23 protein-coding genes are annotated in these 24,397 nt (G+C 66.0%); 13 read left to right on the top strand and 10 right to left on the bottom strand.

The genetic code is table 11. The annotated features are described in order from the left end of the window. Positions 1–33: 33 nt before the first annotated feature. The 4 genes from B6K69_RS05640 to B6K69_RS05620 all read right to left on the bottom strand — a co-directional run bounded on the left by B6K69_RS05640 (position 34) and on the right by B6K69_RS05620 (position 3,634). The gene (locus B6K69_RS05640; protein WP_108643094.1) at positions 34–576 is read right to left on the bottom strand and encodes a biotin transporter BioY; all 543 of its coding nucleotides are present in this window, start codon (positions 574–576) and stop codon (positions 34–36) included. Between the two features lie 35 nt (positions 577–611). Next, positions 612–1,208 (bottom strand): CbiQ family ECF transporter T component, encoded by a 597-nt coding sequence (locus B6K69_RS05635; RefSeq protein ID WP_108643093.1) that lies wholly within the window; start codon positions 1,206–1,208, stop codon positions 612–614. Next, positions 1,183–1,869: an energy-coupling factor ABC transporter ATP-binding protein gene (locus B6K69_RS05630; RefSeq protein ID WP_108643092.1), complete on the bottom strand. Its 687-nt coding sequence runs from the start codon at positions 1,867–1,869 to the stop codon at positions 1,183–1,185. The genes B6K69_RS05635 and B6K69_RS05630 overlap by 26 nt, the downstream gene beginning before the upstream one ends. Before the next feature lie 487 nt (positions 1,870–2,356). After that, entirely contained in the window at positions 2,357–3,634 is a 1,278-nt protein-coding gene (locus B6K69_RS05620) for a 4-aminobutyrate--2-oxoglutarate transaminase (RefSeq protein WP_108643091.1), read from the bottom strand. Between the two features lie 213 nt (positions 3,635–3,847). On the opposite strand from B6K69_RS05620, the gene dprA reads away from it, so the two are divergent. Next, positions 3,848–5,008, top strand: coding sequence for a DNA-processing protein DprA (dprA, locus tag B6K69_RS05615; RefSeq protein WP_108643090.1), 1,161 nt, complete (start codon positions 3,848–3,850; stop codon positions 5,006–5,008). 86 nt (positions 5,009–5,094) lie between these two features. Then, the gene (gene topA / locus B6K69_RS05610; RefSeq protein WP_108643089.1) at positions 5,095–7,695 is read left to right on the top strand and encodes a type I DNA topoisomerase; all 2,601 of its coding nucleotides are present in this window, start codon (positions 5,095–5,097) and stop codon (positions 7,693–7,695) included. A 35-nt stretch (positions 7,696–7,730) separates the two neighbouring features. Here topA and choV read toward each other — a convergent pair whose 3' ends face one another. The 3 genes from choV to choX form a co-directional block, all read right to left on the bottom strand. Then, positions 7,731–8,759 (bottom strand): choline ABC transporter ATP-binding protein, encoded by a 1,029-nt coding sequence (choV, locus tag B6K69_RS05605; RefSeq protein WP_108643088.1) that lies wholly within the window; start codon positions 8,757–8,759, stop codon positions 7,731–7,733. Then, positions 8,756–9,736, bottom strand: a complete 981-nt coding sequence (locus tag B6K69_RS05600; protein WP_164681892.1) for an ABC transporter permease subunit — start codon at positions 9,734–9,736, stop codon at positions 8,756–8,758. Before B6K69_RS05600 ends, choV begins: the two co-directional genes overlap by 4 nt. 64 nt (positions 9,737–9,800) lie before the next feature. Further along, a complete protein-coding gene (gene choX / locus B6K69_RS05595; protein ID WP_107673333.1) occupies positions 9,801–10,730 on the bottom strand; it encodes a choline ABC transporter substrate-binding protein in 930 nt (309 codons plus the stop codon). A gap of 85 nt (positions 10,731–10,815) precedes the next feature. On the opposite strand from choX, the gene betI reads away from it, so the two are divergent. The 4 genes from betI to B6K69_RS05575 all read left to right on the top strand — a co-directional run bounded on the left by betI (position 10,816) and on the right by B6K69_RS05575 (position 14,861). Then, on the top strand, positions 10,816–11,397 hold the full coding sequence (betI, locus tag B6K69_RS05590) for a transcriptional regulator BetI (protein ID WP_107673334.1): 582 nt from the start codon (positions 10,816–10,818) through the stop codon (positions 11,395–11,397). Next, positions 11,394–12,848: a betaine-aldehyde dehydrogenase gene (gene betB, locus B6K69_RS05585; RefSeq protein ID WP_108643087.1), complete on the top strand. Its 1,455-nt coding sequence runs from the start codon at positions 11,394–11,396 to the stop codon at positions 12,846–12,848. Before betI ends, betB begins: the two co-directional genes overlap by 4 nt. A 53-nt stretch (positions 12,849–12,901) precedes the next feature. Continuing rightward, positions 12,902–14,551: a choline dehydrogenase gene (betA, locus tag B6K69_RS05580; protein WP_108643086.1), complete on the top strand. Its 1,650-nt coding sequence runs from the start codon at positions 12,902–12,904 to the stop codon at positions 14,549–14,551. A gap of 70 nt (positions 14,552–14,621) precedes the next feature. Next, positions 14,622–14,861 (top strand): YdcH family protein, encoded by a 240-nt coding sequence (locus tag B6K69_RS05575; RefSeq protein WP_108643085.1) that lies wholly within the window; start codon positions 14,622–14,624, stop codon positions 14,859–14,861. Here the strand turns inward: B6K69_RS05575 and B6K69_RS05570 are convergent, their stop codons facing one another. From B6K69_RS05570 to B6K69_RS05560, 3 genes are read right to left on the bottom strand one after another with little or no spacing between them, the layout of a single operon-like run. Continuing rightward, positions 14,862–16,259, bottom strand: coding sequence for a helix-turn-helix domain-containing protein (locus tag B6K69_RS05570; RefSeq protein WP_108643084.1), 1,398 nt, complete (start codon positions 16,257–16,259; stop codon positions 14,862–14,864). It lies immediately after the preceding gene. A 55-nt stretch (positions 16,260–16,314) separates the two neighbouring features. After that, entirely contained in the window at positions 16,315–17,535 is a 1,221-nt protein-coding gene (locus tag B6K69_RS05565; protein ID WP_108643083.1) for a multidrug effflux MFS transporter, read from the bottom strand. A gap of 59 nt (positions 17,536–17,594) precedes the next feature. Continuing rightward, positions 17,595–17,948 carry a DMT family protein gene (locus B6K69_RS05560; RefSeq protein ID WP_108643082.1) on the bottom strand — a complete coding sequence of 118 codons (354 nt, stop codon included), beginning with the start codon at positions 17,946–17,948 and terminating at the stop codon, positions 17,595–17,597. A 177-nt stretch (positions 17,949–18,125) separates the two neighbouring features. Here B6K69_RS05560 and B6K69_RS05555 point away from each other — a divergent pair, with 177 nt between their 5' ends. From B6K69_RS05555 to B6K69_RS05530, 7 genes are all read left to right on the top strand, one after another. Then, the gene (locus tag B6K69_RS05555; protein WP_107673341.1) at positions 18,126–19,658 is read left to right on the top strand and encodes an acyl-CoA carboxylase subunit beta; all 1,533 of its coding nucleotides are present in this window, start codon (positions 18,126–18,128) and stop codon (positions 19,656–19,658) included. 9 nt (positions 19,659–19,667) lie between these two features. After that, positions 19,668–20,105, top strand: coding sequence for a DUF6497 family protein (locus B6K69_RS05550; protein ID WP_228156816.1), 438 nt, complete (start codon positions 19,668–19,670; stop codon positions 20,103–20,105). A gap of 211 nt (positions 20,106–20,316) precedes the next feature. Continuing rightward, positions 20,317–20,454 (top strand): hypothetical protein, encoded by a 138-nt coding sequence (locus B6K69_RS18125; RefSeq protein WP_164681890.1) that lies wholly within the window; start codon positions 20,317–20,319, stop codon positions 20,452–20,454. Positions 20,455–20,892: 438 nt separating this feature from the next. After that, on the top strand, positions 20,893–21,225 hold the full coding sequence (locus tag B6K69_RS05545; protein ID WP_164681889.1) for a hypothetical protein: 333 nt from the start codon (positions 20,893–20,895) through the stop codon (positions 21,223–21,225). Positions 21,226–21,267: 42 nt separating this feature from the next. Next, positions 21,268–21,663, top strand: coding sequence for a hypothetical protein (locus tag B6K69_RS05540; protein ID WP_107673343.1), 396 nt, complete (start codon positions 21,268–21,270; stop codon positions 21,661–21,663). A gap of 328 nt (positions 21,664–21,991) precedes the next feature. Next, positions 21,992–22,231, top strand: a complete 240-nt coding sequence (locus B6K69_RS05535; protein ID WP_123876540.1) for a hypothetical protein — start codon at positions 21,992–21,994, stop codon at positions 22,229–22,231. A gap of 125 nt (positions 22,232–22,356) precedes the next feature. Continuing rightward, a complete protein-coding gene (locus B6K69_RS05530) occupies positions 22,357–24,360 on the top strand; it encodes an acetyl-CoA carboxylase biotin carboxylase subunit (RefSeq protein ID WP_108643080.1) in 2,004 nt (667 codons plus the stop codon). The last annotated feature ends 37 nt before the right edge of the window (positions 24,361–24,397 follow it).

Here is a 24,397-nt window from a genome sequence, read left to right as displayed (position 1 = left end):
CCCGGGGCAAGACGCACAGGGCAAGTTGCGGGCTCAGGCGCGCGACAGCAGGGCGCCGGGGCGCATCCGGGCAATGGCCTGCGTCACGAAACCGGCCAAAACCACCTTCAGCGCGTCACCCGGCAGGAAGGCGCCGGTCAGCATCGCGGCTTCGGCGGGCGTCTTGTCCAGCATCACCGACATGCCGGCGATGCCGAACAGATACAGCACCGCGATCCCGCCAATGGCCGAAGCCGCGCCGGCCGCCAGTCCGACGGGCAGGGTTGTGCGTTCCATCAGCCAGCCGATGACGAAGGCCGCGATGGGGAAGCCGATCAGGAAGCCCACGGTCGGCCCGACAAAGACGCCAAGCCCACCCCGTCCGCCCGACAGAAGCGGCAGGCCGGTTGCGACAAGCGCCAGGAACAGCAGCACCGCCAGCGCGCCGCGTTTGGCCCCCAGAACGGTGCCGCAGAGCATGATGCCCAGCGACTGGGCGGTGATCGGCACGCCGGTCGCCAGCGTGATCTGCGGCACAAGGCCAAGGATCGCCACAAGGGCCGCGAAAAGGGCGATATGCGTCAGGCTGCGTTCCATGCGAAGGGGGTCTCCTGTTCTGCGCTGCAGCAGGGTTACTCTGCCCCGCCCCGTGCACGCAAGGCTTCTGCCGCCTGATCCGCATCGTCCAGCGCGGCCAGCGTGGCGGGGACCAGCACCCGCCAGCCGGGACGCCGCGGGCTGCGGGCGCGCCAGGCCTCGGTGATCTGGACCATGCGCGCGGCCAGCGTGGGAATGAAGCGGATCACCAGCGCGAAGGCCAGCGCCAGCCGCCGGGGCGGCAGAAGGGGCGCCAGCGGCGCGGCCAGCCGTTCCAGCACGGTGATCATGTCGGAAAGCCGGGTGGTCATGGTCACCAGGTTCGCCGCCGCCACCGCCGTGACCATCCGCAGGATCACCGCCGCGCCCGAAGCCGCCTCGCCGATCCACAGGTGCCAGGCCGCCACCACGGCGACAAAGGGCCAAAGCGGCCGCAACATCCGCGCCGCATGGGTGGTGAAGGCCGCCCCCCATGGCACATGCAGGGCCACAACGCCCCCAAGGGCCAGCGCCAGCGCCACAGGCGATTTCAGCCAGAACAGCACCACGGTGAACGTGGCCAGTGCGGCCAGCTTTGCCCCGGCGGGCAGGCGGTGCAGCGGCGTTTCAACCGGCGAGGTCAGTGTCAGCATCGGCCTCTCCGATCCGGGCCATTTCGGCGGTGAAGGCCGGCAGCACCGTTGCGGGCGGGCCATCCTGCCGCACCCGGCCCGCCTCAAGCCAGATCACCCGGTCTGCGGTGGCAACGGCGGCGGGATCATGGCTGATGGTGATCAGCCGCTGGGGCAGGGCGGCCAGCCGCCGCGACAGGCGCGCGATGGTGGGCAGGTCCAGCCCGGCAAAGGGTTCGTCCAGAAGAATGGTGCCGGGCTGCATCAGCAGCACGGCCAGAAGGCAAAGATAATGCCGCTGCCCGCCCGACAGCGTGCTGACCGGGGCCTTGGCCCAATGCGCGCGACCTTCGGCTGCCAGTGCGGCCTGGGCCGCCGCCATTGCCTGCGCTTGTGCAAGCCCCTGCTGGCGCAGGCCGAAGGCCAGCTCCTCCTCGACCGTGGGGAACAGGATCTGGTGATCGGGGTTCTGGAACAGGATGCCGATCCGGGCCAGCGCGGCCTTGCGGTCGGCATAGGGGGCGATCCCGTCGATCAGCACCTGCCCGGACGCCGGGGCGATCAGCCCGGCGATCAGCCGCAGAAGCGTGGTCTTGCCGCTGCCATTGCGGCCGACGATCCCGATCCGCCGCTCGGTCAGGTCCAGCCGCAGCGGGTGCAGGATGGTCTTGCCGCCCAGCATCACCGGGCCGGTCTCCAGCCGGATGCCGCCGTCAGGCGGGGCCGCAGGCTGCGGGGCAAAGGGGGAAGGGGGCGTTCCTGTCACGGGGCTGGTCCATCAGGCATGGACCTGCCTTCTACGGCGCGCATCCCGCGCTGCCAATACGAAAGCCCGGCCGGGCGCCTTGGCAACCGGCCGGGCAAGGGGCTGATCAGCAGGCCGCGATGTAGGTCTGGCCGGCCGAGTTGCGATAGTAGCACTGGCCCGGCGTGCTGGTCTTGCCAAGGAAGGTGCCGGCCACAGCGCCGACGGCCGCGCCAACCAGCGCCCAGCATGGTATTCTGTTCCGGCGTCGTGGTGCAGGCGCTGAGAGCCAGCGCGGCGACGGGAAGAGCAAGAAGAAGCGCTTTCATGGTTACCTCTATGGATTACTGGCTTGGCGGGTTTCGGGCAAAGATTCGGTGCCAAAGTACCTTTGACGTTCCGCCACTTTGCCCGCCTCCGTCAATCATCCGTTGCGGGCAGCCGCGACGGATTGCTCAAGGATAGTCATTGCCTCGGCAAAATGCGCCTCGGGAATGGTGATCGGGGCCAGGAAGCGGATCACGTTTCCGTAAACGCCGCAGGTCAGCAGGATCAGACCGTGCTTCAGCGCCTCAAGCCGGACGCGGGTGGTGAAGCCGGCGTCGGGCTCCTTGCTGCCCGGCTTGCCGAATTCCACGGCCACCATGAAACCGGGGCCGCGGATGTCCATGATCTCGGGCGTGGTGGCGCGGATGGCCTCTAGCTTCTGCTTCAGCCGGCTACCCAGTTCGTTGGCCCGCGCGCAAAGGTCTTCTTCCTCGATCACATCCAGCACGGCATTGGCCGCGGCCACCCCCAGCGGGTTGCCGGCATAGGTGCCGCCAAGCCCGCCCGGCTGGCTGGCATCCATCAGGTCGGCCCGCCCGGTCACGGCCGAGATGGGCAGGCCGCCGCCCAGACCTTTGGCCATGCAGGTGATGTCGGCGGCAACGCCATGGGCTTGCATCGCGAACATGGTGCCGGTGCGGGCAAAGCCGGTCTGCACCTCGTCGGCGATCATCACGATGCCATGGTCATCGCACAGCTTGCGGACGGCCTTCACCAGATCGGTCGGCGCGGGGTAGAAGCCGCCTTCGCCCTGCACCGGCTCCATGATGATCGCGGCCACGCGGGCCGGATCGACATCGGCCTTGAACAGCTTCTGGATGCCCTCCAGCGCCACGGCCGTCGGGACGCCATGCACTTCCTGCGGGAAGGGCACATGATAGACATCGGGCATCATCTGGCCAAAACCCTTCTTGTAGGGTTCGACCTTGCCGGTCAGCGTCATGCCCATGAAGGTGCGGCCGTGGAAGGCGCCGCCGAAGGCGATCACGGCATTGCGGCCGGTGGCGATGCGGGCGATCTTGACAGCGTTTTCAACGGCCTCGGCGCCGGTCGTCGCGAAGATCGTCTTCTTCTTCCAGTTCCCCGGAACCTTCTCGTTCAGCCGTTCGGCCAGACGGATGTAGTTTTCATAGGGCAACACCTGGTGGCAGGTGTGGGTGAAGCGGCCCATCTGTTCGGCCACGGCGGCCATGACCTTGGGGTGGCAATGGCCGGTGTTCACCACGGCAATGCCGGCGGCAAAGTCGATGTAGCGGTTGCCCTCGATATCCCAGACCTCGGCGTTCAGCGCGCGGTCGGCATAGATCTGGGTGGTCATCCCCACCCCGCGCGAGACCGCCTCGTCCCGGCGCTTGGCGACATCTGAATTCTTCATCGGTGCAACTCCTGCTGTGCGGGGCATCCACCCCTTTGGGGCCATTTGATCAAAGTTCCGCCCCCGCATCAATCCGCAGGGGTAAGGCCAAATCCCCGCTTTCGGTCGGGCCAGATCGGCGGGGCGAACGTCCGGCGATATTCCTCGGGCATGTTCACACACTATTAACCATCCTCGGGCCAATCTCCGACTCGCGAATGAGGCGAGGCGGTCATGGCGGACGGTCGGATTTCGAACCCCACACACCCCACCCCACCCCGAACGGAGGATGATCGTCTGGATCGCCTTCGCCTCATTCGTTCCCGCAGGGTTGGCCCGGCCACCTATCACCGGCTGATGGCCGAACACGGCTCGGCCCGCGCCGCCCTTGCGGCGCTGCCCGAAGTGGCCCGCGCCGCCGGCGTGCCGGATTACCGGACCTGTCCCATCGAAGTGGCGCGCGCCGAAATGGCCGAGGGGCGGCTTGCCGGCGCGGTGCCGCTGTTCCACGGCGCGCCGGATTATCCCGCGTCGCTGCTGGCGCTCTCCGACGCGCCGCCCGTGCTGTGGCTGCAGGGCGATGCGGGCCTGCTGGCGCGGCCCATGGTGGCGCTGGTGGGCGCGCGCAACGCCTCGTCCCTGGGCATCCGCATGGCGCGGCGGCTGGCCGAAGGGTTGGGGCAGGCGGGCTATGTCGTGGTCTCGGGTCTGGCGCGCGGCATTGATTCCGAGGCGCATATGGCGGCCATGGCCACCGGAACGCTGGCGGTTCAGGCCGGCGGGGTTGAGGTGATCTATCCCGAAGAAAACACCGCCCTGGCCGAAGAGATCCGCCTGAAAGGCGCCCGCCTGTCCGAACAGCCGATGGGCACCCAGCCACAGACGCGGCATTTCCCGCAGCGCAACCGCATCATCGCGGGGCTGGCGCAGGCCGTCGTGGTGGTCGAGGCGGCCGCCCGGTCGGGCAGCCTGATCACCGCCCGCATGGCGCTGGATCAGGGGCGCGAGGTGATGGCTGTGCCCGGCCACCCGTTCGACGCCCGCGCCTCGGGCTGCAACATGCTGATCCGCGACGGCGCCACCCTTGTCCGCGGCCCGGCCGACATTCTTGAGGCGCTTGGCCAGACCGGCGCGCGGTTCGACGAAACCGGCGAGGTGCCGGTTGATCCGCCCGCCCCGCCGCTGCCCGGTCCGGTGCCGCCGTCGCGCCCGCTGGCCGAGGCGGCCGAGCTGCACAGCCGCATCCTGGCCCGGCTTGGCCCCAGCCCGACGGCGGAAGACCAGTTGATCCGCGATCTGGCGTTGCCTCCGGCGCGGCTGGCCCCCGAGATCCTGACGCTGGAGCTGGAGGGGCGCATCCAGCGCCATCCCGGCGGGCTGCTGGCGCGGCTCTGACGCGGGTCAGGTCTGCCCCGGTTGACATTCCGTCCCCTAGGCCCACATTTGCCGCGCCATTCTGAGGGCGATCCGAAAGGGGCTCCATGCCAGTCGTCGTTGTCGAATCTCCGGCCAAGGCCAAGACGATCAACAAATATCTTGGGCCCGACTTCACGGTCCTCGCCTCTTACGGACATGTCCGCGACCTGCCGGCCAAGGACGGATCGGTCGCGCCGGACGACGGGTTCGCCATGACCTGGGAGGTTGCGCCCGAAAGCCGCAAGCATGTGAAGGCCATCGCCGAGGCGCTGAAGACGGACGACACGCTGATCCTGGCCACCGACCCTGACCGTGAGGGCGAGGCGATTTCCTGGCACCTGAAAGAGGCGCTGAAATCCAGCCTCAAGAAGGGCAAGACCGTCTCTCGCGTCACCTTCAACGCCATCACCAAGGATGCGGTGACCAAGGCGATGAAGGAACCCCGCGAGGTGGACGAGGCGCTGGTCGATGCCTATCTGGCCCGCCGCGCGCTGGACTATCTGGTCGGCTTCACCCTGTCGCCGGTGCTGTGGCGCAAGCTGCCCGGCGCCCGCAGCGCGGGCCGCGTGCAATCGGTCTGCCTGCGCCTGATCGTTGATCGCGAGATGGAGATCGAGGCCTTCAAGTCGCAGGAATACTGGACGGTGAAAGCCGTATTCCGCACCCCGCGCGGGCAGGAATTCGAGGCGGGCCTTGTTACCCTGGGCGGCAAGAAATTGCAGAAATTCGACATTCCGACCGCAACTGCGGCCGAACTGGCGGTTCAGGCCATCAGTTCCCGAACCTTTGCGATTTCTGCCGTGGAATCCAAGCCGGCCACGCGCAACCCCTGGCCGCCCTTCATGACCTCGACCCTGCAGCAAGAGGCCAGCCGCAAATACGGCATGGGCGCCAAGCAGTGCATGAACGCCGCGCAGCGCCTGTATGAGGCGGGCTATATCACCTACATGCGGACCGACGGCATCGACATGGCGCCCGAGGCGGTGATGGCCACCCGGGGCGAGATCGAGAAACGCTTCGGCAAGCCCTACGTTCCCGACAGCCCGCGCATGTACAAGAACAAGGCCAAGAATGCGCAGGAAGCGCATGAGTGTATCCGGCCCACCGACATGGGCCTTGGGCCGGAAAAGATCCGGGTCGAGGATGACCAGCGCCGGCTTTATGATCTGATCTGGAAGCGCACCATCGCCAGCCAGATGGCCGCCGCACGTCTGGAACGCACCGCAGTTGACGTGACCAGCCCCGATGGTCAGGTCGGCCTGCGGGCCAACGGCCAGGTCGTGCTGTTTGACGGTTATCTCAAGGTCTATGACCAGGGCCGCGATGATGAGGGCGAGGACGAAGGCCGTCTGCCGCAGATCATGCAGGGCGAGCCCGCCGAAAAGGGTGCGGTCGCGCCGGAGCAGCATTTCACCCAGCCGCCGCCCCGCTATACCGAGGCGACGCTGGTCAAGCGGATGGAAGAGCTGGGGATCGGCCGCCCCTCGACCTATGCCTCGATCCTGACCACGATCGTTGACCGGGAATATGTCCGCAAGGACAAGAACCGCCTGATCCCGGAAGACAAGGGCCGGCTGGTCACGGCGTTTCTGGCCAACTTCTTCCACCGCTATGTGGAATACGACTTCACCGCCGATCTTGAGACGCAACTGGACGACGTGTCCGCCGGTGAGCGCGACTACAAGGATGTGCTGGCCCGGTTCTGGCGCGACTTTTCGGCTGCCGTGGCCGAAACCGCCGATCTGCGCATCAGCGAGGTTCTGGGCAAGATCGACGATTTCCTCAGCCCGCATCTCTATCCGGCGCGGGCAGATGGCGGCGATCCGCGCGCCTGCCCCACCTGCGGCACCGGGCGGCTGCATCTGAAGACCGCACGGTCCGGCGGCGCCTTCATCGGCTGCGGGAATTACCCGGAGTGTCGTTACACCCGTCCCCTGGCGGGCGATTCCGAAAGCGTGGCATCAGACGGCCGGATTCTGGGGCAGGATGAAAACGGCAATGAAATCAGCCTGCGCGCGGGCCGCTTCGGGCCCTATGTCCAGCGGGGCGAGGCCACGGCAGAGCAGCCGAAGCCGGATCGCTCAAGCCTGCCCAAGGGATGGTCGCCCGACAGCCTGACGCTGGAGCGCGCGCTGGCCCTGCTGTCGCTGCCGCGACTGGTGGGCGCCCACCCCGAGGATGGCCAGCCGGTGGAAACGGCCATTGGCCGGTTCGGTCCCTTCGTCAAACATGGTGCCACCTACGCCAACCTGCCCGATGTGGAAGAGGTGTTCACCCTAGGCATGAACCGGGCGGTGGAAGTGCTGGCCCAGAAGCGCAGCCGTGGCCCCCGCGCCGGGGCGGCGGCGGCCGGTCCGCTCAAGGTGCTGGGCGACCACCCGTCGGGTGGCGAAGTGCAGGTCATGCCGGGCCGATATGGGCCTTACGTCAAATGGGACAAGGTGAACGCGACCCTGCCCAAGGATCTGGCGCCCGAGGCGGTGACGCTGGAGGAGGCGCTGGCGCTGATCGCGGAAAAGGCGGCCAAGGGCGGCGGCAAGCCGGCCCGCAAGACCGCCGCCAAGGCGGCCCCGAAGGCGGCGAAGAAGCCCGCCGCCAAGAAGACGGCGGCCAAGAAGCCTGCCGCGAAAAAGGCCGCGCCGAAGAAGGCGGCGGCCGAGGGTTGAGGCAAAGGGGCAGGGGCCGCGGCCCCCGCCCTGACCTAACCTTGCGGGTTCAGCAGCTTGCCCAGCACATCGGCCGCGCGGATGCTGCCGATGCGCCGACCGTTTTCGACCACGGCCAGCGTTCCGCTGCCCTGACGCAGCGCCTCCATCACCACCTTGACCGGGCTTTCGGCCGGAACCTCGGGGCCAGCCTCGCCATCGGGGGCGGACATCACATCGCGGGCGGTCAGCACCCCCAGCGGGTTCATATGGGCCACGAAATCGGCCACATAGTCGCTGACCGGGTTGGCGATGATCTCGCGCGCGGTGCCGCATTGCACGATACGGCCGCCTTCCAGCAGCGCGATCCGGTTGCCGATCTTGAAGGCTTCGTCCAGATCGTGGCTGACGAAGATGATGGTGCGTTTCAGCTTGGCCTGAAGGTCCAGCAGTTCGTCCTGCAACTTTGCCCGGATCAGCGGGTCCAGCGCCGAGAAGGGTTCGTCCATCAGCAGGATCGGCGCTTCGGTCACGAAGGCGCGGGCCAGACCGACGCGCTGCTGCATCCCGCCCGACAGCTCGCCCACCTTGCGTTCGGCCCATTGCGTCAGGTTCACCAGCGCAAGCTGGGCGTCCACCCGGGGCAAGCGTTCGGCCGGCGGGATGCCAGCCAGTTCCAGCCCCAGAGCAACGTTTTCGCGCACGCTGCGCCAGGGCAGCAGGCCGAATTGCTGGAAGACCATGGCGATGCGCGTCGCGCGCAGCCGCCGCAGCGTTGCCGGATCGGCCTTGGTGACAGAAACCATCCGGTCGCCGTCATTCACCCGCACCTCGCCCCGCACCACCGGGTTCAGCGCGTTCACCCCGCGCAGAAGGGTGGACTTGCCCGAACCGGACAGGCCCATCAGCACCAAGATCTCGCCCTCGGCCACGGTCAGCGAACAGTTGTGCACGCCCAGAACCTGCCCGGTGCCGGTCTGGATATCGCCCCGGCTCTGGCCCTGATCCATCAGCGGCAGCGCCAGATGGGGCGCATCGCCGAAAACGATGGAAACATTGTCGAATTCAACAGCGGTGCGCGTCATCTTTCGACCCTCAGCATTCGGTCCAGCAGGATGGCCAGCGCCACGATCACGGCGCCCGCCTCAAAGCCCAGATCGGGCCGCACCTGGTTCAGCGCCTTGACCACGGGCACCCCAAGACCCGCCGCCCCGACCCAGGCCGAGATGACGACCATCGACAGCGACAGCATGATGGTCTGGTTCAGGCCCGCCATGATCTGCGGGAACGCCCAGGGAAGTTCGACCTTCCACAACAGTTGCCGCGGGGTGGCGCCAAAGGCGGTGGCGGCCTCTTTCAGCGCGATCGGGGTCGAGGCAACGCCCAGATGCGTCAGCCGGATCGAGGCCGGGACGACGAAGATGATCGAGGCGAACAGCGCCGGCACCACACCGATGGAAAACAGGATGACGAAGGGAATCAGATAGACCGGGGCGGGCAGGGTCTGCATCAGGTCCAGCACCGGCTGCATGGCCTGAAACAGGCGGGGGCGGTGCGCGGCGGCCACCCCGACCGGCACGCCGATGGCCATGCAGATCGCGCAGACGAAGGCCGCCAGCGACAGCGTTTCCGTGGTTTCCTTCCAGTAGCCCTGGTTCAGGATGAACAGGAAGCCAAGTGCCACGATCACGCAGGGTTGCCAGCGGCGCTGGATCACGAAGGTCAGCGCCATGAACAGCGCCACCACCACCAGCGGGCTTATGCTTTCGGGCAGCGTGGGAACCACGATTCCCGCCTGGCGCAGCGCCAGCACGGCCACCAGCCCAAGCGCGCCGACATATCCCGCCAGCTTGAACCGGCGCAGGATCGACAGGACCAGCACCGCCACCACCACCGCCAGCAGGTCAAGCGGCGGCGCTTGCAGGATGTTGGTCAGCCCTTCCACGGCGCCCTTGGTGGCATCGCCGAAGGCCTTGAAGGTGGGCTTGAAATTCAGTTTCAGCCAGTCGAACAGGGCTTTGGCCCATGGCCCGATGGGGATCTGCCAGGCGGTAAAGTCCATCCGGTCCTCACGCAAGGGAAAGAGGCCCCGATGCGGTGTGCATCGGGGCCGGATACCAGGGCGATTACTGCAGCGCCGCCGCGACGGCGGCTTTGGCGTCTCCACCGTCCTTGGTGGTCACGCCGTCCAGCCACGGCTCCCAGACGGCGGGATTCGCCGCCAGCCAGGCCTTGGCCGCATCGCGCGGGTCTTTCCCGTCATTCAGGATCGCGCCCATGATCTCGTTCTCCATGGGCAGCGAGAAGACAAGGTTTTGCAGGAGTTTGCCGGTGTTCGGGCATTCCTTCACATAGCCGGCGCGGGTGTTCGTGGCCACGATGGCGCCGCCGAAGTTGGGGCCGAAGTAATCATCCCCGCCGGTCAGGTAGGTCATCTTGAAGTTGGCGTTCATCGGGTGGGGTTCCCAGCCGAGGAAGACGATGGGCTTGCTCTCGCCGTCCTTGTTCGCCACTTCGGCCAGCATCCCCTGTTCGCTGCTTTCCACCACCTCGAACCCGTCCAGCCCGAAGGGGCCTTTCGCGATCATGTCGCTGATCAGGCGGTTGCCGTCATTGCCCGGCTCGATGCCGTAGATCTTGCCTTCCAGCGCATCCTTGTGCGCTGCGATGTCCTTGAAGTCCTTGATGCCAAGCGTCGCGCCGGCCTCGTTGGTGGCCAGCGTGTACTTGGCGCCTTCCAGATTGGTGCGCACGGTGTCCACGGTGCCCGCGTCGCGGTAGGGGGCAATGTCGGCCTCCATCGTGGGCATCCAGTTGCCCAGGAACACATCGACATCGCCTTCGGCCAGCCCGGTATAGGTGACCGGAACAGCCAGAACCTTGATTTCGGTTTCATAGCCAAGCGCGTCCAGCACCAGGGTGGTGGCGGCCGTGGTGGCGGTGATGTCGGTCCAGCCGACATCCGAGAACACGATCTTGTCGCAGCCTTCCGCAAAGGCAGAGCCTGCCAATGCAAAGGTCACTGCGCTGGTCAGAAGGGCAGAACGGATGGTCATGTGGGCTCCCTGGGTTATTGTTGATTGACGAGTCAATAAACTTCATGCTTCGTCCGCCTGACAACAAAAATCTTGAGCGGACGATATGCCGAAGCTTGGAATGGAGCCTATCCGCAAGGCCGCGCTGGTAAAAGCGACGATTGTCGAAATCGGCCGGACCGGGTCGCTGGATGTGACGGTCAGCCAGATCGCCAAGCGGGCGGGCATGTCTCCGGCCCTGGCGCACCATTACTTCGGCTCCAAGGAAGACATGTTCCTGGCCGCCATGCGCCATATCCTTACCCTTTACGGGGCCGAGGTGCGCGGCGCCCTGGCTGCGGCGGAAACGCCCGAAGGGCGGCTGCGGGCGATTCTGCGCGCCTCGTTCAGCCCCGGCAACTTCCGGCGCGAGGCGGTGGGGGCCTGGCTGAACTTCTGGGTGCTGGCCCAGACCGTGCCGCAGGCGCGCCGCCTGCTGGCCATCTATCAGGGGCGGTTGCAGTCGAACCTGATCACGGCCTTGCGCCCGCTGGCCGGGGCACGGGCACCCGGTATCGCGCAGGGGCTGGGGGCACTGATCGACGGGCTCTACCTGCGCGAAGTCTTGAAATCCGGCGCCCCCGATGGGGCGGCGGCGGTGGCCACGGCGCTGGCCTTTCTTGAGGCAGAACTGAGGAAACCCGAATGATCGCACAACCCAAGGCCAGCCATTTCGTGGACGGCGCCTATGTCGAGGATACCGCCGGCGCGGTGATTGACGTGCTGTATCCCGCCACCGGCGCGGTGATCGCGCGCCTGCATGAGGCGACGCCCGCCGTGATCGAGGCCGCGCTGGTCAGTGCCGCGCGGGCGCAGGCCGCCTGGGCCGTGACCCGGCCGGTCGAACGTGCCCGCATCCTGCGCCGCGCCGCCGACCTGATCCGCGACCGGGGCGAGGAGCTGGCCCGTCTGGAAACGCTGGACACCGGCAAGCCCATTCAGGAAACCCGGGTGGCCGACTGGCCAAGCGGGGCCGATGCGCTGGAGTATTTCGCGGGTCTGGCCCCCACCGTCACCGGCGAAACCATCCCGCTGGGGCGCGATTTCGTTTACACGCTGCGCGAACCGCTGGGCGTCTGTGTCGGCATCGGGGCCTGGAACTACCCCAGCCAGATCGCCTGCTGGAAATCGGCGCCGGCGCTGGCGCTTGGCAATGCCATGGTGTTCAAACCCAGCGAGGTGACGCCCCTTGGCGCGCTGAAACTGGCCGAGATCTTCATCGACGCCGGTCTGCCGCCGGGCCTGTTCAACGTGGTGCAGGGCCGGGGTGCCGTGGGCGGGGCGCTTGTCACCGATGCCCGGGTCGCCAAGGTGTCGCTGACCGGATCGGTGCCGACCGGGCAAAAGGTCTATGCCGCCGCGGCAGCAGGGGTGCGCCATGTCACCATGGAACTGGGCGGCAAGTCGCCGCTGATCGTCTTTGACGATGCCAGTCTGGAAGATGCCGTCGGCGCGGCAATGCTGGCGAATTTCTATTCCGCCGGTCAGGTGTGCAGCAATGGCACGCGGGTTTTCGTGCAGAAGGGTCTGAAGGACCGGTTCCTGGCCCGCCTGAAGGACCGCGCCGAAACCATCCTTCTGGGCGACCCGCAGGACGACGCCACCCAGATGGGCCCGCTGGTCAGCGCCGTCCAACTGGACAAGGTGATGGGCTATATCGACCGCGCCCGCGCCGAAGGCGCCCGGCTGGTGACGGGCGGGGGCAGGGGGGCCGGCAACACCGGCTGGTTCGTGCAGCCCACCGTCTTTGCCGATGTCACCGACACGATGGAAATCGCCCGCGAGGAAGTGTTCGGCCCCGTCATGGCCGTTCTCGACTTCGACACCGAGGATGAGGTGATCGCCCGCGCCAATGCCACCGAATTCGGTCTGGCCGCCGGGGTTTTCACCGCCGACCTGACCCGCGCGCATCGGGTGATCGGCCAGTTGCAGGCCGGCACCTGCTGGATCAACGCCTATAACCTGACCCCGGTGGAATCGCCCTTCGGCGGTTCCAAGCAATCGGGGGTCGGGCGCGAGAACGGCCATGCCGCCGTGGAACACTATACCCAGGTGAAAAGCGTCTATGTCGGGCTTGGCCCGGTGGACGCGCCTTACTGAGAAAGCCCCGCCAAAGGGGCACGGCAACCAACAGGACAAGGGCCGAACACGGGATGTATGCGGACTATGTGATCGTCGGGGCAGGGTCGGCCGGTTGCGCCATGGCCTATCGTCTGGCCGAGGCCGGGCGGCGCGTGGTGGTGATCGAATTCGGCGGCAGCGATGCCGGCCCGTTCATCCAGATGCCGGGCGCACTCAGCTATCCGATGAACATGCCGCGCTATGACTGGGGCTTCCAGTCCGAGCCCGAGCCGCATCTGGGCGGCCGCCGTCTGGCCACGCCGCGCGGCAAGGTGATCGGCGGATCGTCCTCGGTGAACGGCATGGTCTATGTGCGCGGCCACGCGCGCGACTATGACACCTGGGCCGAGATGGGGGCGGATGGCTGGTCCTATGCCGATGTGCTGCCCTATTTCAAACGGATGGAACATTCGCACGGCGGGTCCGGCCCCGAATACCGGGGCAGCCGTGGCCCGCTGCACATCACCCGTGGCCCGCGCCACATTCCGCTGTTCGACGCCTTCATCGAAGCGGGCAAGCAGGCCGGCTATCCGGTGACGGAAGATTACAACGGTCGCCAGCAGGAAGGTTTCGGCCCGATGGAGGCGACGATCTGGCGCGGGCGGCGCTGGTCGGCCGCCAATGCCTATCTGCGGCCAGCCATGGCGGGGGGAAATGTCCACCTGATCCGGGGGCTGGCCCGCCGCGTGGTGTTTGAAGGCACCCGCGCCGTGGGGGTTGAGGTGGATGCGCAGAACGGCCGTCAGGTGGTGCGCGCCAACCGCGAGGTGATCCTGGCCGCGTCCTCGATCAACACGCCCAAGCTGCTGATGCTGTCGGGCATCGGGGCGGCCGACCATCTGCGCGAACACGGGATCGAGGTGCTGGCCGACCGCCCGGGTGTGGGCGCGAACCTGCAGGACCACCTTGAAATCTACATGCAGTTCGCCTCGTCCAAGCCGGTGACGCTGTTCAAGTACTGGAATATCTGGGGCAAGATGTGGGTGGGGGCGCAATGGCTGTTCCTGCGCCGCGGGGTCGGCACCTCGAACCAGTTCGAGGCCTGCGGCTTCATCCGGTCCAAGGCCGGGGTCGAATATCCCGACATCCAGTATCACTTCCTGCCGCTGGCCGTGCGGTATGACGGGCGGTCTGCGGCGGGCGGGCATGGGTTCCAGGCGCATGTCGGGCCGATGCGGTCAAAGTCGCGCGGTTCGGTCACGCTGCGGTCGGCCGATCCGGCCGAGGCCCCGGTGATCCGTTTCAACTACATGTCCACCCCCGAGGACTGGGAGGATTTCCGCGCCTGCGTCCGCCTCACGCGCGAAATCTTCGGCCAGCCGGCAATGGATGGCTTCGTCAAGGGCGAAATCCAGCCCGGCCCCGCCGTGCAAAGCGATGCCGAGATTGACGCCTTCTTGCGCGAGCATGTCGAAAGCGCCTATCACCCCTGCGGCACCGCCCGGATGGGACGCGCCGATGATCCGATGGCGGTGGTTGATCCGCAGTGCCGCGTGATCGGCGTCGAAGGGCTGCGCGTGGCCGACAGTTCGATCTTCCCGCAGGTGACGAACGGCAACCTCAACGCGCCGTCGATCATGGTGGGCGAAAAGGCGGCGGACCATGTGCTGGACCGTGCGCCGCTGCCGGCCTCGAACCTGGAACCCTGGATCAACCCGGCCTGGCGCACCTCTCAGCGGTGATTTGACCAAGGTCATAGTGACATGCTTTGCCCCGCCTTATGATTGATAAGGCAGACAAAAGGAGAAGACGATGTCGCATACGCCCCACGACCTGGCCGAGGAATTCCCGGCAGAAGCGGCCCGGATTGCGGAACTGAAGGAAGGCGACGCGCATTTCTCGAAGCTGGTTGAGGAATACAATCAGGTGAACCAGGCGGTGTATCGGGCGGAAAACCGCATCGACACGGTTTCCGAAGAGCATGAGGAAGCCTTGCGCCGTCAGCGCGCCCGCCTGAAAGACAGCCTCTGGGCCATCATCCGCAAGGCCTGATCAGCCGGCAATCTCATAAGGCAGCACGTCCCGCCGGTCGGGGTTGACGCGCAGGCGTCGCTCCAGCGGCGGGACCGATCTTTGATGGCAGGTTGGGCGTTCGCAGATCCGGCAGGAAATGCCGATCGGCTCGAACCGGCCTTTCAGATCCAGCCCGTCGGCATAGACCATTTCGGCGGCGTGCTGGACCTCGCATCCCAGACCGATGGCATAGCGGCGGACCGGGGCCAGAAAGGCCCCGGCCGGCTTTGACACGTCGCGCGCAAGGCACAGGTAGCGCACGCCATCCGGCGTTTCTGCAAGCTGGCGCAGGAACTGGCCGGGCGTTTCAAACGCCCTGTGCATGTTCCACAGCGGGCAGGCGCCGCCGAAGCGGGCAAATTGCAGCCGCGTGGCGGAGTGGCGCTTGGTGATGGTGCCGGCCTGATCAACCCGGACAAAGAAGAACGGAATCCCCTTGGCGCCCGGCCGCTGCAAGGTGGACAGCCGGTGTGCCACCTGCTCGATGGAGGCGCCGAACAGATCGGCCAGACGCTCCAGATCGTGGCGGGTGTCCTTGGCCGCCTGCAGGAACGCCCGATAGGGCAGCAGGGCTGCCCCGGCGAAATAGTTGGCCAGCCCGATCTTGGCGATCTCGCGCGCCTCGGGGGTTGAAAAGCGGGCCAGATCCAGCGTCGCTTCCAGCAGGTCGTTATGGGCGATCAGCGCCACCTGATGCAGCAACTGGAACCGTTTTGTCGGCCCCGAGGCCCGGGCCGAGACTTCAAGCCGCCGCGTGGCGGGATCATAGCGGCGCAGGCCGGAATTGTCGGAAAACTGCAAGCTGATGCCAAGGCGGCGGAACAGGTCTTCTGCAAGAATAGTAACGTCTTTTCTGTTACCTCCGGGCATTGCGAAATGTTCCGCTGCCCGATCCACCGCATCCAGGTAATTGTCGCAATAGTGAAAGAAATCCCGAACCTCTTCCCAGGGGCTCGGCTTCAGGCTGGCCCCTTCCCGCCCCAGGGCTTCGTCCAGCGAGGCCAGGCGTTCGTGGGTCTGGCGGTAGGCGCGGTGCAGGTCAAGGAAGGCGCGCGCCAGCGCCGGGGCGTTGGACGCGGCCAGCCGCAGATCGGCCAGCGGAGGCTGGCCGCTGGTGAACACCGGGTCGGCCAGCGCCTCGCGCATGTCGCTGACAAGGCGTTCGCTTTCGCCCACCGTCAGCTCGGTCACGTCCAGCCCGAATTCCTGCGCCAGCGCCAGCACCACGCCGGCCGACACCGGGCGGTGGTTGTTCTCCATCTGGTTCAGATAGGGCAGCGACACGCCCAGCTTGTCGGCAAAGGCCTTCTGCGTCAGGCTCAGCCTGCCACGGATTTCGCGCAGCTTGACACCGGCATAAAGCTTCTGGCTGGGCATGGGCCACCTCGGCTGGGATTTGCAAAGACAGGCATCGCTTTGCAAAGGCCGTGGGTCAAGGGGAAAGACCCAGATCCCGGGCGCGGCGGATGACCGCAAGGATCGCCACCACCGACCCGACCGAGGATGCCAGCATCAGCAGGATCAGCGGCGTCTCGGTCGATCCGGGGGGCAGCAGCACCCCCGCAAGCGAGGCCAGCCCGGCCCCGCCGCCAATGATGAAGGCCCCGCCAAGCCCCGAGGCCGTGCCCGCCACTTCGGGCCGGACGGACAGGATGCCCGCATTGGCATTGGGCAGGCAGACCCCGTTGCCGATGCCCATGGCCATGGTCAGCCCGAAGAACACCACCGGCCCCGACAACCCCGCCAGTGTCAGCGCCAGCAGAACCACCAGCCCCGCCGTGGTGATGACGGTTCCGATCAGAACCATCCGGTTCATCCCCAGCCGCACCGACCAGCGCCCGGCGATGAAATTCCCGCCCATGTAGCCCACGGCCGTCAGGGCAAACAGCGCCCCGACATGGGCCGAGGACAGGCCGAACACCTCGGTCCCGACATAGGGCGCCCCGCCAAGGTAGGCGAAGAAGCACCCCGAGGCGAGGGCGGCCGACAGGCAATAGCCCCAGAACCGGCGTGATCCCAGCAGCACCGGATACTGGCGCGCCTGATCGCGCAGCGACACCCGGCGCAGCGTGGCGGTTTCACCCAGATCGAACCAGATCAGCGCCATGACGACCGCCCCCAGCCCCAGCAACAGGGCAAAGTTCGCCTGCCAGCCGAAAGCCTCGTCCAGAATGCCGCCGATCACCGGGCCGATCATCGGCACCACGCTCATCCCCATGGTGACATAGCCGATCATCGAGGCCGCTTCGGCATCGCTGACCATGTCGCGCACGATGGCGCGGCTTAAGACCATGCCGGCGGCCACCACCGCCTGCGCCATGCGGCAGATCAGGAACACCGTGGCATTCGGCGCCAGCAGCGTGCCCACGGTGGCCAGCAGGAACAGCGCAAAGGACCAGATCAGCACCTTGCGGCGACCGAAGCGGTCGCTCAGCGGCCCGATGGCGATCTGCAACGCGGCGGACAGCGCCAGATACAGCGCCACCGATTGCTGCATCAGGCCATAGGGCACGCCAAACCATTCCGCCATGCCGGGCAGGGACGGCAGGAAGATGTTCATGGTCAGCGCGGAAAGACCCGCCACAAGCACCAGCGTCAGCAGATGCGGCGGGGTGGTCCGGTCAAGAAAGTGGGCTTTGGGGCGATCAGTCATCCCCAAGCGCTACGCCGGGCGCCCTGGCTTGTCCACGGGCGCGCGGGTGCGAACCTGCCTCAAACCCATTTGTGAAAGATGAAAAATGCCCCTAGGGCGATGAAGGCAAAGCCGAGGGCATGGTTCCACATCAGCGGTTCCTTTAGGTAAAGCACCGAAAAGACCGCAAAGACCAACAGGGTGATGACCTCCTGAATGGTCTTGAGCTGGGCCGCGTTGAAGGTGCCGTAGCCGATGCGGTTGGCCGGAACCATCAGGCAGTATTCGAAGAAGGCGATGCCCCAACTGACGAAGATCGCGGTGATCAGCGGCACCGACTTGTCTTTCAGGTGGCCATACCAGGCGAAGGTCATGAACACGTTCGAGGCCACGAGAAGGCCGATGGTGATGACGGGAACAGGCAGTGCAGTCATGACGCGCCTCTTGCGATTTGGGCTGTGATACCCAATCGCCGCGCCGGGCGCGAGGGTTCGCAAATTTGCAATTCGCGCGATGCTTGCTGCGCGCTCTATGCAAATTTACGATCTTCCTCTTTACGCAACCCGTACAGCCGCTATGGTCGCGCAAATTTTCCGGGGGGAGAGTGACCCATGAAGGACATCCTGGCCGAACTCGAGTCGCGGCGCGAAACCGCGCGGGCGGGGGGCGGTGAGCGCCGCGTTGCCGCGCAGCACGCCAAGGGCAAGCTGACGGCGCGCGAACGGATCGACCTTCTGCTCGACGAAGGCTCGTTCGAAGAGTTCGACATGTTCGTCGCGCATCGCTGCACCGATTTCGGCATGGAGAAGGATCGCCCCGCCGGGGATGGCGTGGTCACGGGCTGGGGCACGATCAACGGCCGCATGGTCTATGTGTTCAGCCAGGATTTCACGGTGTTCGGCGGATCGCTGTCCGAAACCCATGCGCAGAAGATCTGCAAGATCATGGACATGGCCATGCAGAACGGCGCACCCGTGATCGGGCTGAACGACAGCGGCGGCGCCCGCATCCAGGAAGGCGTGGCCAGCCTTGCCGGCTATGCCGAGGTGTTCCAGCGCAACATCATGGCCAGCGGCGTGGTGCCCCAGATCAGCGTGATCATGGGCCCCTGCGCCGGCGGCGCGGTCTATTCGCCCGCGATGACCGACTTCATCTTCATGGTGAAGGACAGCTCCTACATGTTCGTGACCGGCCCCGATGTGGTGAAGACGGTGACGAACGAAGTGGTCACCGCCGAGGAACTGGGCGGCGCCAGCACCCACACCCGCAAGTCCAGCGTGGCCGACGGCGCCTTTGAAAACGATGTCGAGGCGCTGGCCGAGATCCGCCGCCTGTTCGACTTCCTGCCGCTGAACAACCGCGAAAAGGCGCCGGTCCGCCCGTTCTTCGATGATCCGGCGCGGGTCGAGGCCAGCCTGGACACGCTGATCCCGGACAATCCCAACCAGCCCTACGACATGAAGGAACTGATCCTCAAGATCGCGGATGAGGGCGACTTCTACGAGATCCAGAAGGATTACGCCGGCAACATCATCACCGGCTTTGTCCGCATCGAGGGCCAGACCGTCGGTGTGGTTGCCAACCAGCCGATGGTTCTGGCGGGCTGCCTTGACATCGACAGCTCGCGCAAGGCCGCGCGGTTCGTCCGCTTCTGCGATGCCTTCGAAATTCCGATCCTGACCCTGGTCGATGTGCCGGGCTTCCTGCCGGGCACGTCGCAGGAATACGGCGGCGTCATCAAGCATGGCGCGAAACTGCTGTTCGCCTATGGCGAGGCGACGGTTCCCAAGGTCACGGTCATCACCCGCAAGGCCTATGGCGGGGCCTATGACGTGATGGCGTCCAAGCACCTGCGCGGCGACTTCAACTATGCCTGGCCGACGGCGGAAATCGCGGTGATGGGCGCCAAGGGCGCGACCGAGATCCTTTATCGCAGCGAACTTGGCGACAAGGACAAGATCGCCGCCCGGACGGCGGACTATGAAGACCGTTTCGCCAACCCCTTCGTTGCGGCTGAAAAGGGCTTCATCGACGAGGTGATCCGTCCGCAATCCACCCGCCGCCGGGTCGCCCGGGCCTTTGCGTCGCTGCGGGGCAAGCGGCTTGAGAACCCCTGGAAAAAGCACGACAACATTCCGCTCTGAGGCCCGACGATGCGCCCCGCACGCCGCCCCTTCGCTGCCCTTGTCACGGCCCTGGCCGCCAGCCTGCTGCTGGCCGCCGGTGGCTGCGAAGAGGACAAGAAGGACGCCGGCGCCGCGGCCGGCGGTGAGGTTGTCGCCGTTCCCTCGGGGCGCGAGGTGCGGGTGCTGGACGTGATCACCAACGCGCGCGGCACCGAAGGGGCGGCGGCCCGCTTCCGCTTCGTGGTGCCCGGTCTCAAATCCGGGGATGACTGGGTGGACGACATGCAGGCGCTTTGCGACGGTTATGCCGTCCCGCGCACCGAAGGCATGGTGCCGGCCCCGCAGCAGATCATCATCTCCCTCTCGGCAAGCCCGGTGCCCTTTGGCGAGGCGGCCCCCGATGTGGTGCAGCTTTTCGAAAGCTATTCCTTCAAGGACGGCTCCTGCATCTGGGAGGTTTTCTGAAGATGGCACCATATCTTGTTGACTCTGCGGGGTTTTGCCGCGGCTCTGATGTAACTGAGTCACAGCTTGGCACAAAGGCCGGTCCGGCGTGTCAATCGTTTGTCATTTCAGATAGAATCACCACAGGCCGGACCCTTGCGGCCTGGACCTCGAAGCGGGGCGCTGCGGGCATGTTGCCCCTGACGACCCCCAACAAAGAAGGAACTAGAGGATGTCGAGCACCACGCGTATCGTTATTGCCCTTGCCATGGTCGGCTTCATCGCCGCCTGCGCCAAGAAGGCCGAAGAAGTTGTCTACGTCGGCGACGCCGTTTCGGTCGAACCGACCTACACCGGCAAGTACAAGTAAGACCGAAGCGCGGGCTGTTGCGGCCTTTGCGCCCCGGCCCGCCTTTTTTCTGCGCAGAAGGGTGCGGGAATCCGCCCCGTTTGTGCCATACCTGTTTGCGTCTGGACTCCTGCCCTCATATGGTGTCGGCGCATGCGTTGAATCACACTGGAGGTTGACATGCGGACCACTGCTATCATTGCCATGCTGGCGCTCACTGCTATCGCTGCTTGCTCGAAGCCGGCTCCGGCTCCGGAGCCCGCTCCGATCAGCGTCGAGCCGACCTACACCGGCAAGTACAAGTAAGACCAAGCGGTCCGGCCGGTCTCCGGCCGGACCCGCCCCTTGCCGGGGGATTCCGGCACTTCGCATTTTGGCGTCGCTGACAGATTTTCTTGCTTTTCGCCCTGCGCGGCGAGAAGATTTCATCACTTCACCTGTTTCAGATTGGAGCATTCGATGCGTATTCGCGCTCTGGTTTCCTGTGGTCTTCTCTCGGTCGCCGTCCTTGTGGCCTGTGCCCCAAAGGCGCCGCCCCCGATCATGCCCGAACCCGTCTATGACAAATACGGCAATGAGGTTCTCAGCGGCGGCGACGGCGGAGCCTGCCGCGATGGCCGCCAGAGCTATGGCGCGAACGATGCCCGCGCCAGCCTGCCGATCTGTGCAGGGTCTTGCGGTGCCGGCTTTGCTGCCACGGCCAACCGCCAGCAATGTGTGCCCGTCACGCGTGATGGCGGTGGCGATCAACAGACCGGGCGTGACCCGCAAGGAAGCCCGACCCGCGGCTGATCTGCCCAAGCGCCGGGTCGCCCCTCGAAAGGAGACCCGGCCATGCTGAAGCACCGTGGCTTTCCCGGCCGGATGCCGGGAACCGATTTCCAGTTCACCATTCGCCGGGCCAACGTCAAGGAAGGCCCGACCAAGATCATCCGGCGTGAGCGGTTCAAGGATCGCAAATACGCCGACCGCATGGCGGATCAGGCCTTCATGGCCGCGCTCTGGTCCTGTTTCGGCGAAGACGTGTTCGAGCGCGGCAATCTGGATGCCGGTCGCCTGTCCTGGCTGATCGGGCGCGAGGTTGTGCCGGCCGAAGATCCGTTCGATCCGGCCTCTTATGAAGCCCTGCTGCGCATCGACGTGGCCCGCGCGCAGGCGGCCTTTCCGCAGGTATTTGCCCCCGACGCCCCCGCCTTCGACTGGGGCGATGACGAGGACGACCCGGCATGATCCTGCGCAGCGGCCCCGCGAACCGGCAGCTTTGCGCGCAGCCCGCCGTTGCCGCGCAGATGGCGTTTGCGTCCCGGGCCGGGCATGGGCGATCCTTGTCTCTGCGGGCCGGTGCTTTCCGCCGGCGCATGTCGGGGCAGGCCCGCTTCCCTTCCTTTCCCCTGCGGTCCGGCCCTTCAGGGGTCGGGCCGGTCTTTCCGCGTGCCTGTGCCGGCAATCGGCAAACTGTCGCCATCGTGAAGGACGGCTTCGCGCAAGACCTCTTTAACTCTCCGTGCTTTGCGGTAGACTCCTCGCCAATAACAACAACGTATCGAGGCAGTACATCATGCGTAAGACAATCGTGCTTCTGGCACTGGCGACCTTCTCGGTTGCTGGCTGCGTCAGCAACAATGGCTATGGCAACCAACAGCCGCTCAACAACGCGGCCGTCCGCACCGTGGGCGGTGCTGCGGCGGGTGCCGTCATTGCCGATGTCACCGGCGGCTCGAAAACCAAGGGCGCGCTCATCGGCGCCGTGGTTGGCGGTGCGTCCTGCGCCGTTCCGGGCACCAACAACTGCTACTGAGCTGACGTCCGCGCGTCGCGCGGACCGTCCGGCCTTACCGATCCACAGGGCTCTTCCGGGGTGTCTCCCCGGAGGGGCCCTTTTCTTTTCTGACCCGGCCATCCGGGCAGAGCCGAGGGAGTGACATGTTCAAGAAGATCCTGATCGCCAACCGGGGCGAAATCGCGTGCCGCGTCATCAAGACCGCGCGCAAGATGGGCATCAAGACCGTCGCGGTCTATTCCGATGCCGACCGCAACGCGCTGCACGTCAAGATGGCGGATGAGGCGGTTCATATCGGCCCCCCCCCGGCCGCCCAATCCTATATCGTGATCGACAAGATCATGGACGCCATCCGCCAGACCGGCGCCGAGGCGGTGCACCCCGGCTATGGCTTCCTGTCGGAACGCCGCGATTTCGCCGCCGCGCTGGAAAAGGAGGGCGTGGTTTTCATCGGCCCGCCGTCCCCGGCGATTGAGGCGATGGGCGACAAGATCACCTCGAAGAAGGTGGCGAAAGAGGCCGGTGTCAGCACGGTGCCGGGCTACATGGGCCTGATCGCCGATGCCGAGGAAGCCGTGAAGATCAGCGGCGAGATCGGCTATCCGGTGATGATCAAGGCTTCGGCCGGCGGCGGCGGCAAGGGGATGCGGATCGCCTGGAACGAAAGCGAGGTGGCCGAAGGCTTCCAGTCGTCAAAGAACGAGGCGGCTTCCAGCTTTGGCGATGACCGGATCTTCATCGAGAAATTCGTGACCCAGCCGCGCCATATCGAAATTCAGGTGCTGGCCGACAAGCACGGCAATTGCGTCTACCTGCACGAACGCGAATGTTCGATCCAGCGCCGGAACCAGAAGGTCATCGAAGAGGCCCCGTCGCCCTTCCTGGATGAAGCCACCCGCAAGGCGATGGGCGAACAGGCCTGCGCGCTGGCCCGCGCGGTGGGCTACACCAGCGCCGGCACGGTGGAATTCATCGTGGACGGCAACCGCAACTTCTATTTCCTGGAAATGAACACGCGGCTTCAGGTCGAACATCCTGTGACCGAGCTGATCACCGGCGTCGATCTGGTGGAACAGATGATCCGCGTCGCGGCGGGCGAAAAGCTGCCCTTCGCGCAGAAGGATCTCAAGATCACCGGCTGGGCGATGGAAAGCCGGCTGTATGCCGAAGATCCCTACCGCAACTTCCTGCCCTCGATCGGCCGGCTCACCCGCTACCGCCCGCCGGTGGAAGGCCCGACCGACCGCGGCGGCATCGTGCGCAACGATACCGGCGTGTTCGAGGGCGGCGAGATCAGCATGTTCTACGACCCGATGATCGCCAAGCTCTGCACCTGGGGCAAGGACCGGGCCCATGCCATCGAAGAGATGCGCCTTGCGCTGGACACGTTCGAGGTGGAAGGCATCGGCCACAACCTGCCCTTCGTCGGCGCCGTGATGGACCATCCGCGCTTTGTCAGCGGCAATATCACTACCGCCTTCATCGCCGAGGAATACCCCGACGGATTCCAGGGCGCGACGCTGGACGAGGCCACGCTGCGCCGGGTTGCGGCGGCGGCGGCGGCGATGAACCGCGTTGCCGAAATCCGCCGCACGCGGATTTCCGGCACCATGGACAACCACACCCGCCGCGTGGGCGATGACTGGGTGGTCAGCCTGGACGGGCAGGCCTTCCCTGTCACCATCAAGGCCGACCATGACGGGTCTTCCGTGCAGTTCGACGATGGCAGCGTGCTGCGCGTCGAATCCGACTGGACGCCCGGCCAGCCGCTGGCGCGCGTGACCGTCGGGGGCACGCCGATGGCGATCAAGGTCGGCAAGATCCCGATGGGCTTCCGTATGCGTCTGCGCGGGGCGGACCTCAAGGTTCTGGTGCAAAGCCCCCGGCAGAAAGACCTGTCGGGCCTGATGCTGGAAAAGGCGCCGCCGGATACCTCGAAATACCTGCTGTGCCCGATGCCGGGGCTGGTCGTGAAGATCAGCGTCGAAGCGGGGCAGGAGGTTCAGGAAGGCCAGGCGCTGGCCACCGTGGAAGCCATGAAGATGGAAAACATCCTCAAGGCCGAACGCAAGGGCGTGGTCAAGGCAATCAAGGCCACCGCCGGCGCCAGCCTCAAGGTCGATGATGTGATCATGGAATTCGAATAGGCATGATCCGGCACGGGGCAGACACGGCGCAAAGGGG

The organism is Pseudogemmobacter blasticus, assembly GCF_003071405.1.
Taxonomy (GTDB): Bacteria; Pseudomonadota; Alphaproteobacteria; order Rhodobacterales; family Rhodobacteraceae; genus Pseudogemmobacter; species Pseudogemmobacter blasticus.
The sequence above is the reverse complement of the archived record's forward strand: the minus strand, read 5'-3'. Positions and strand labels throughout refer to the sequence as shown.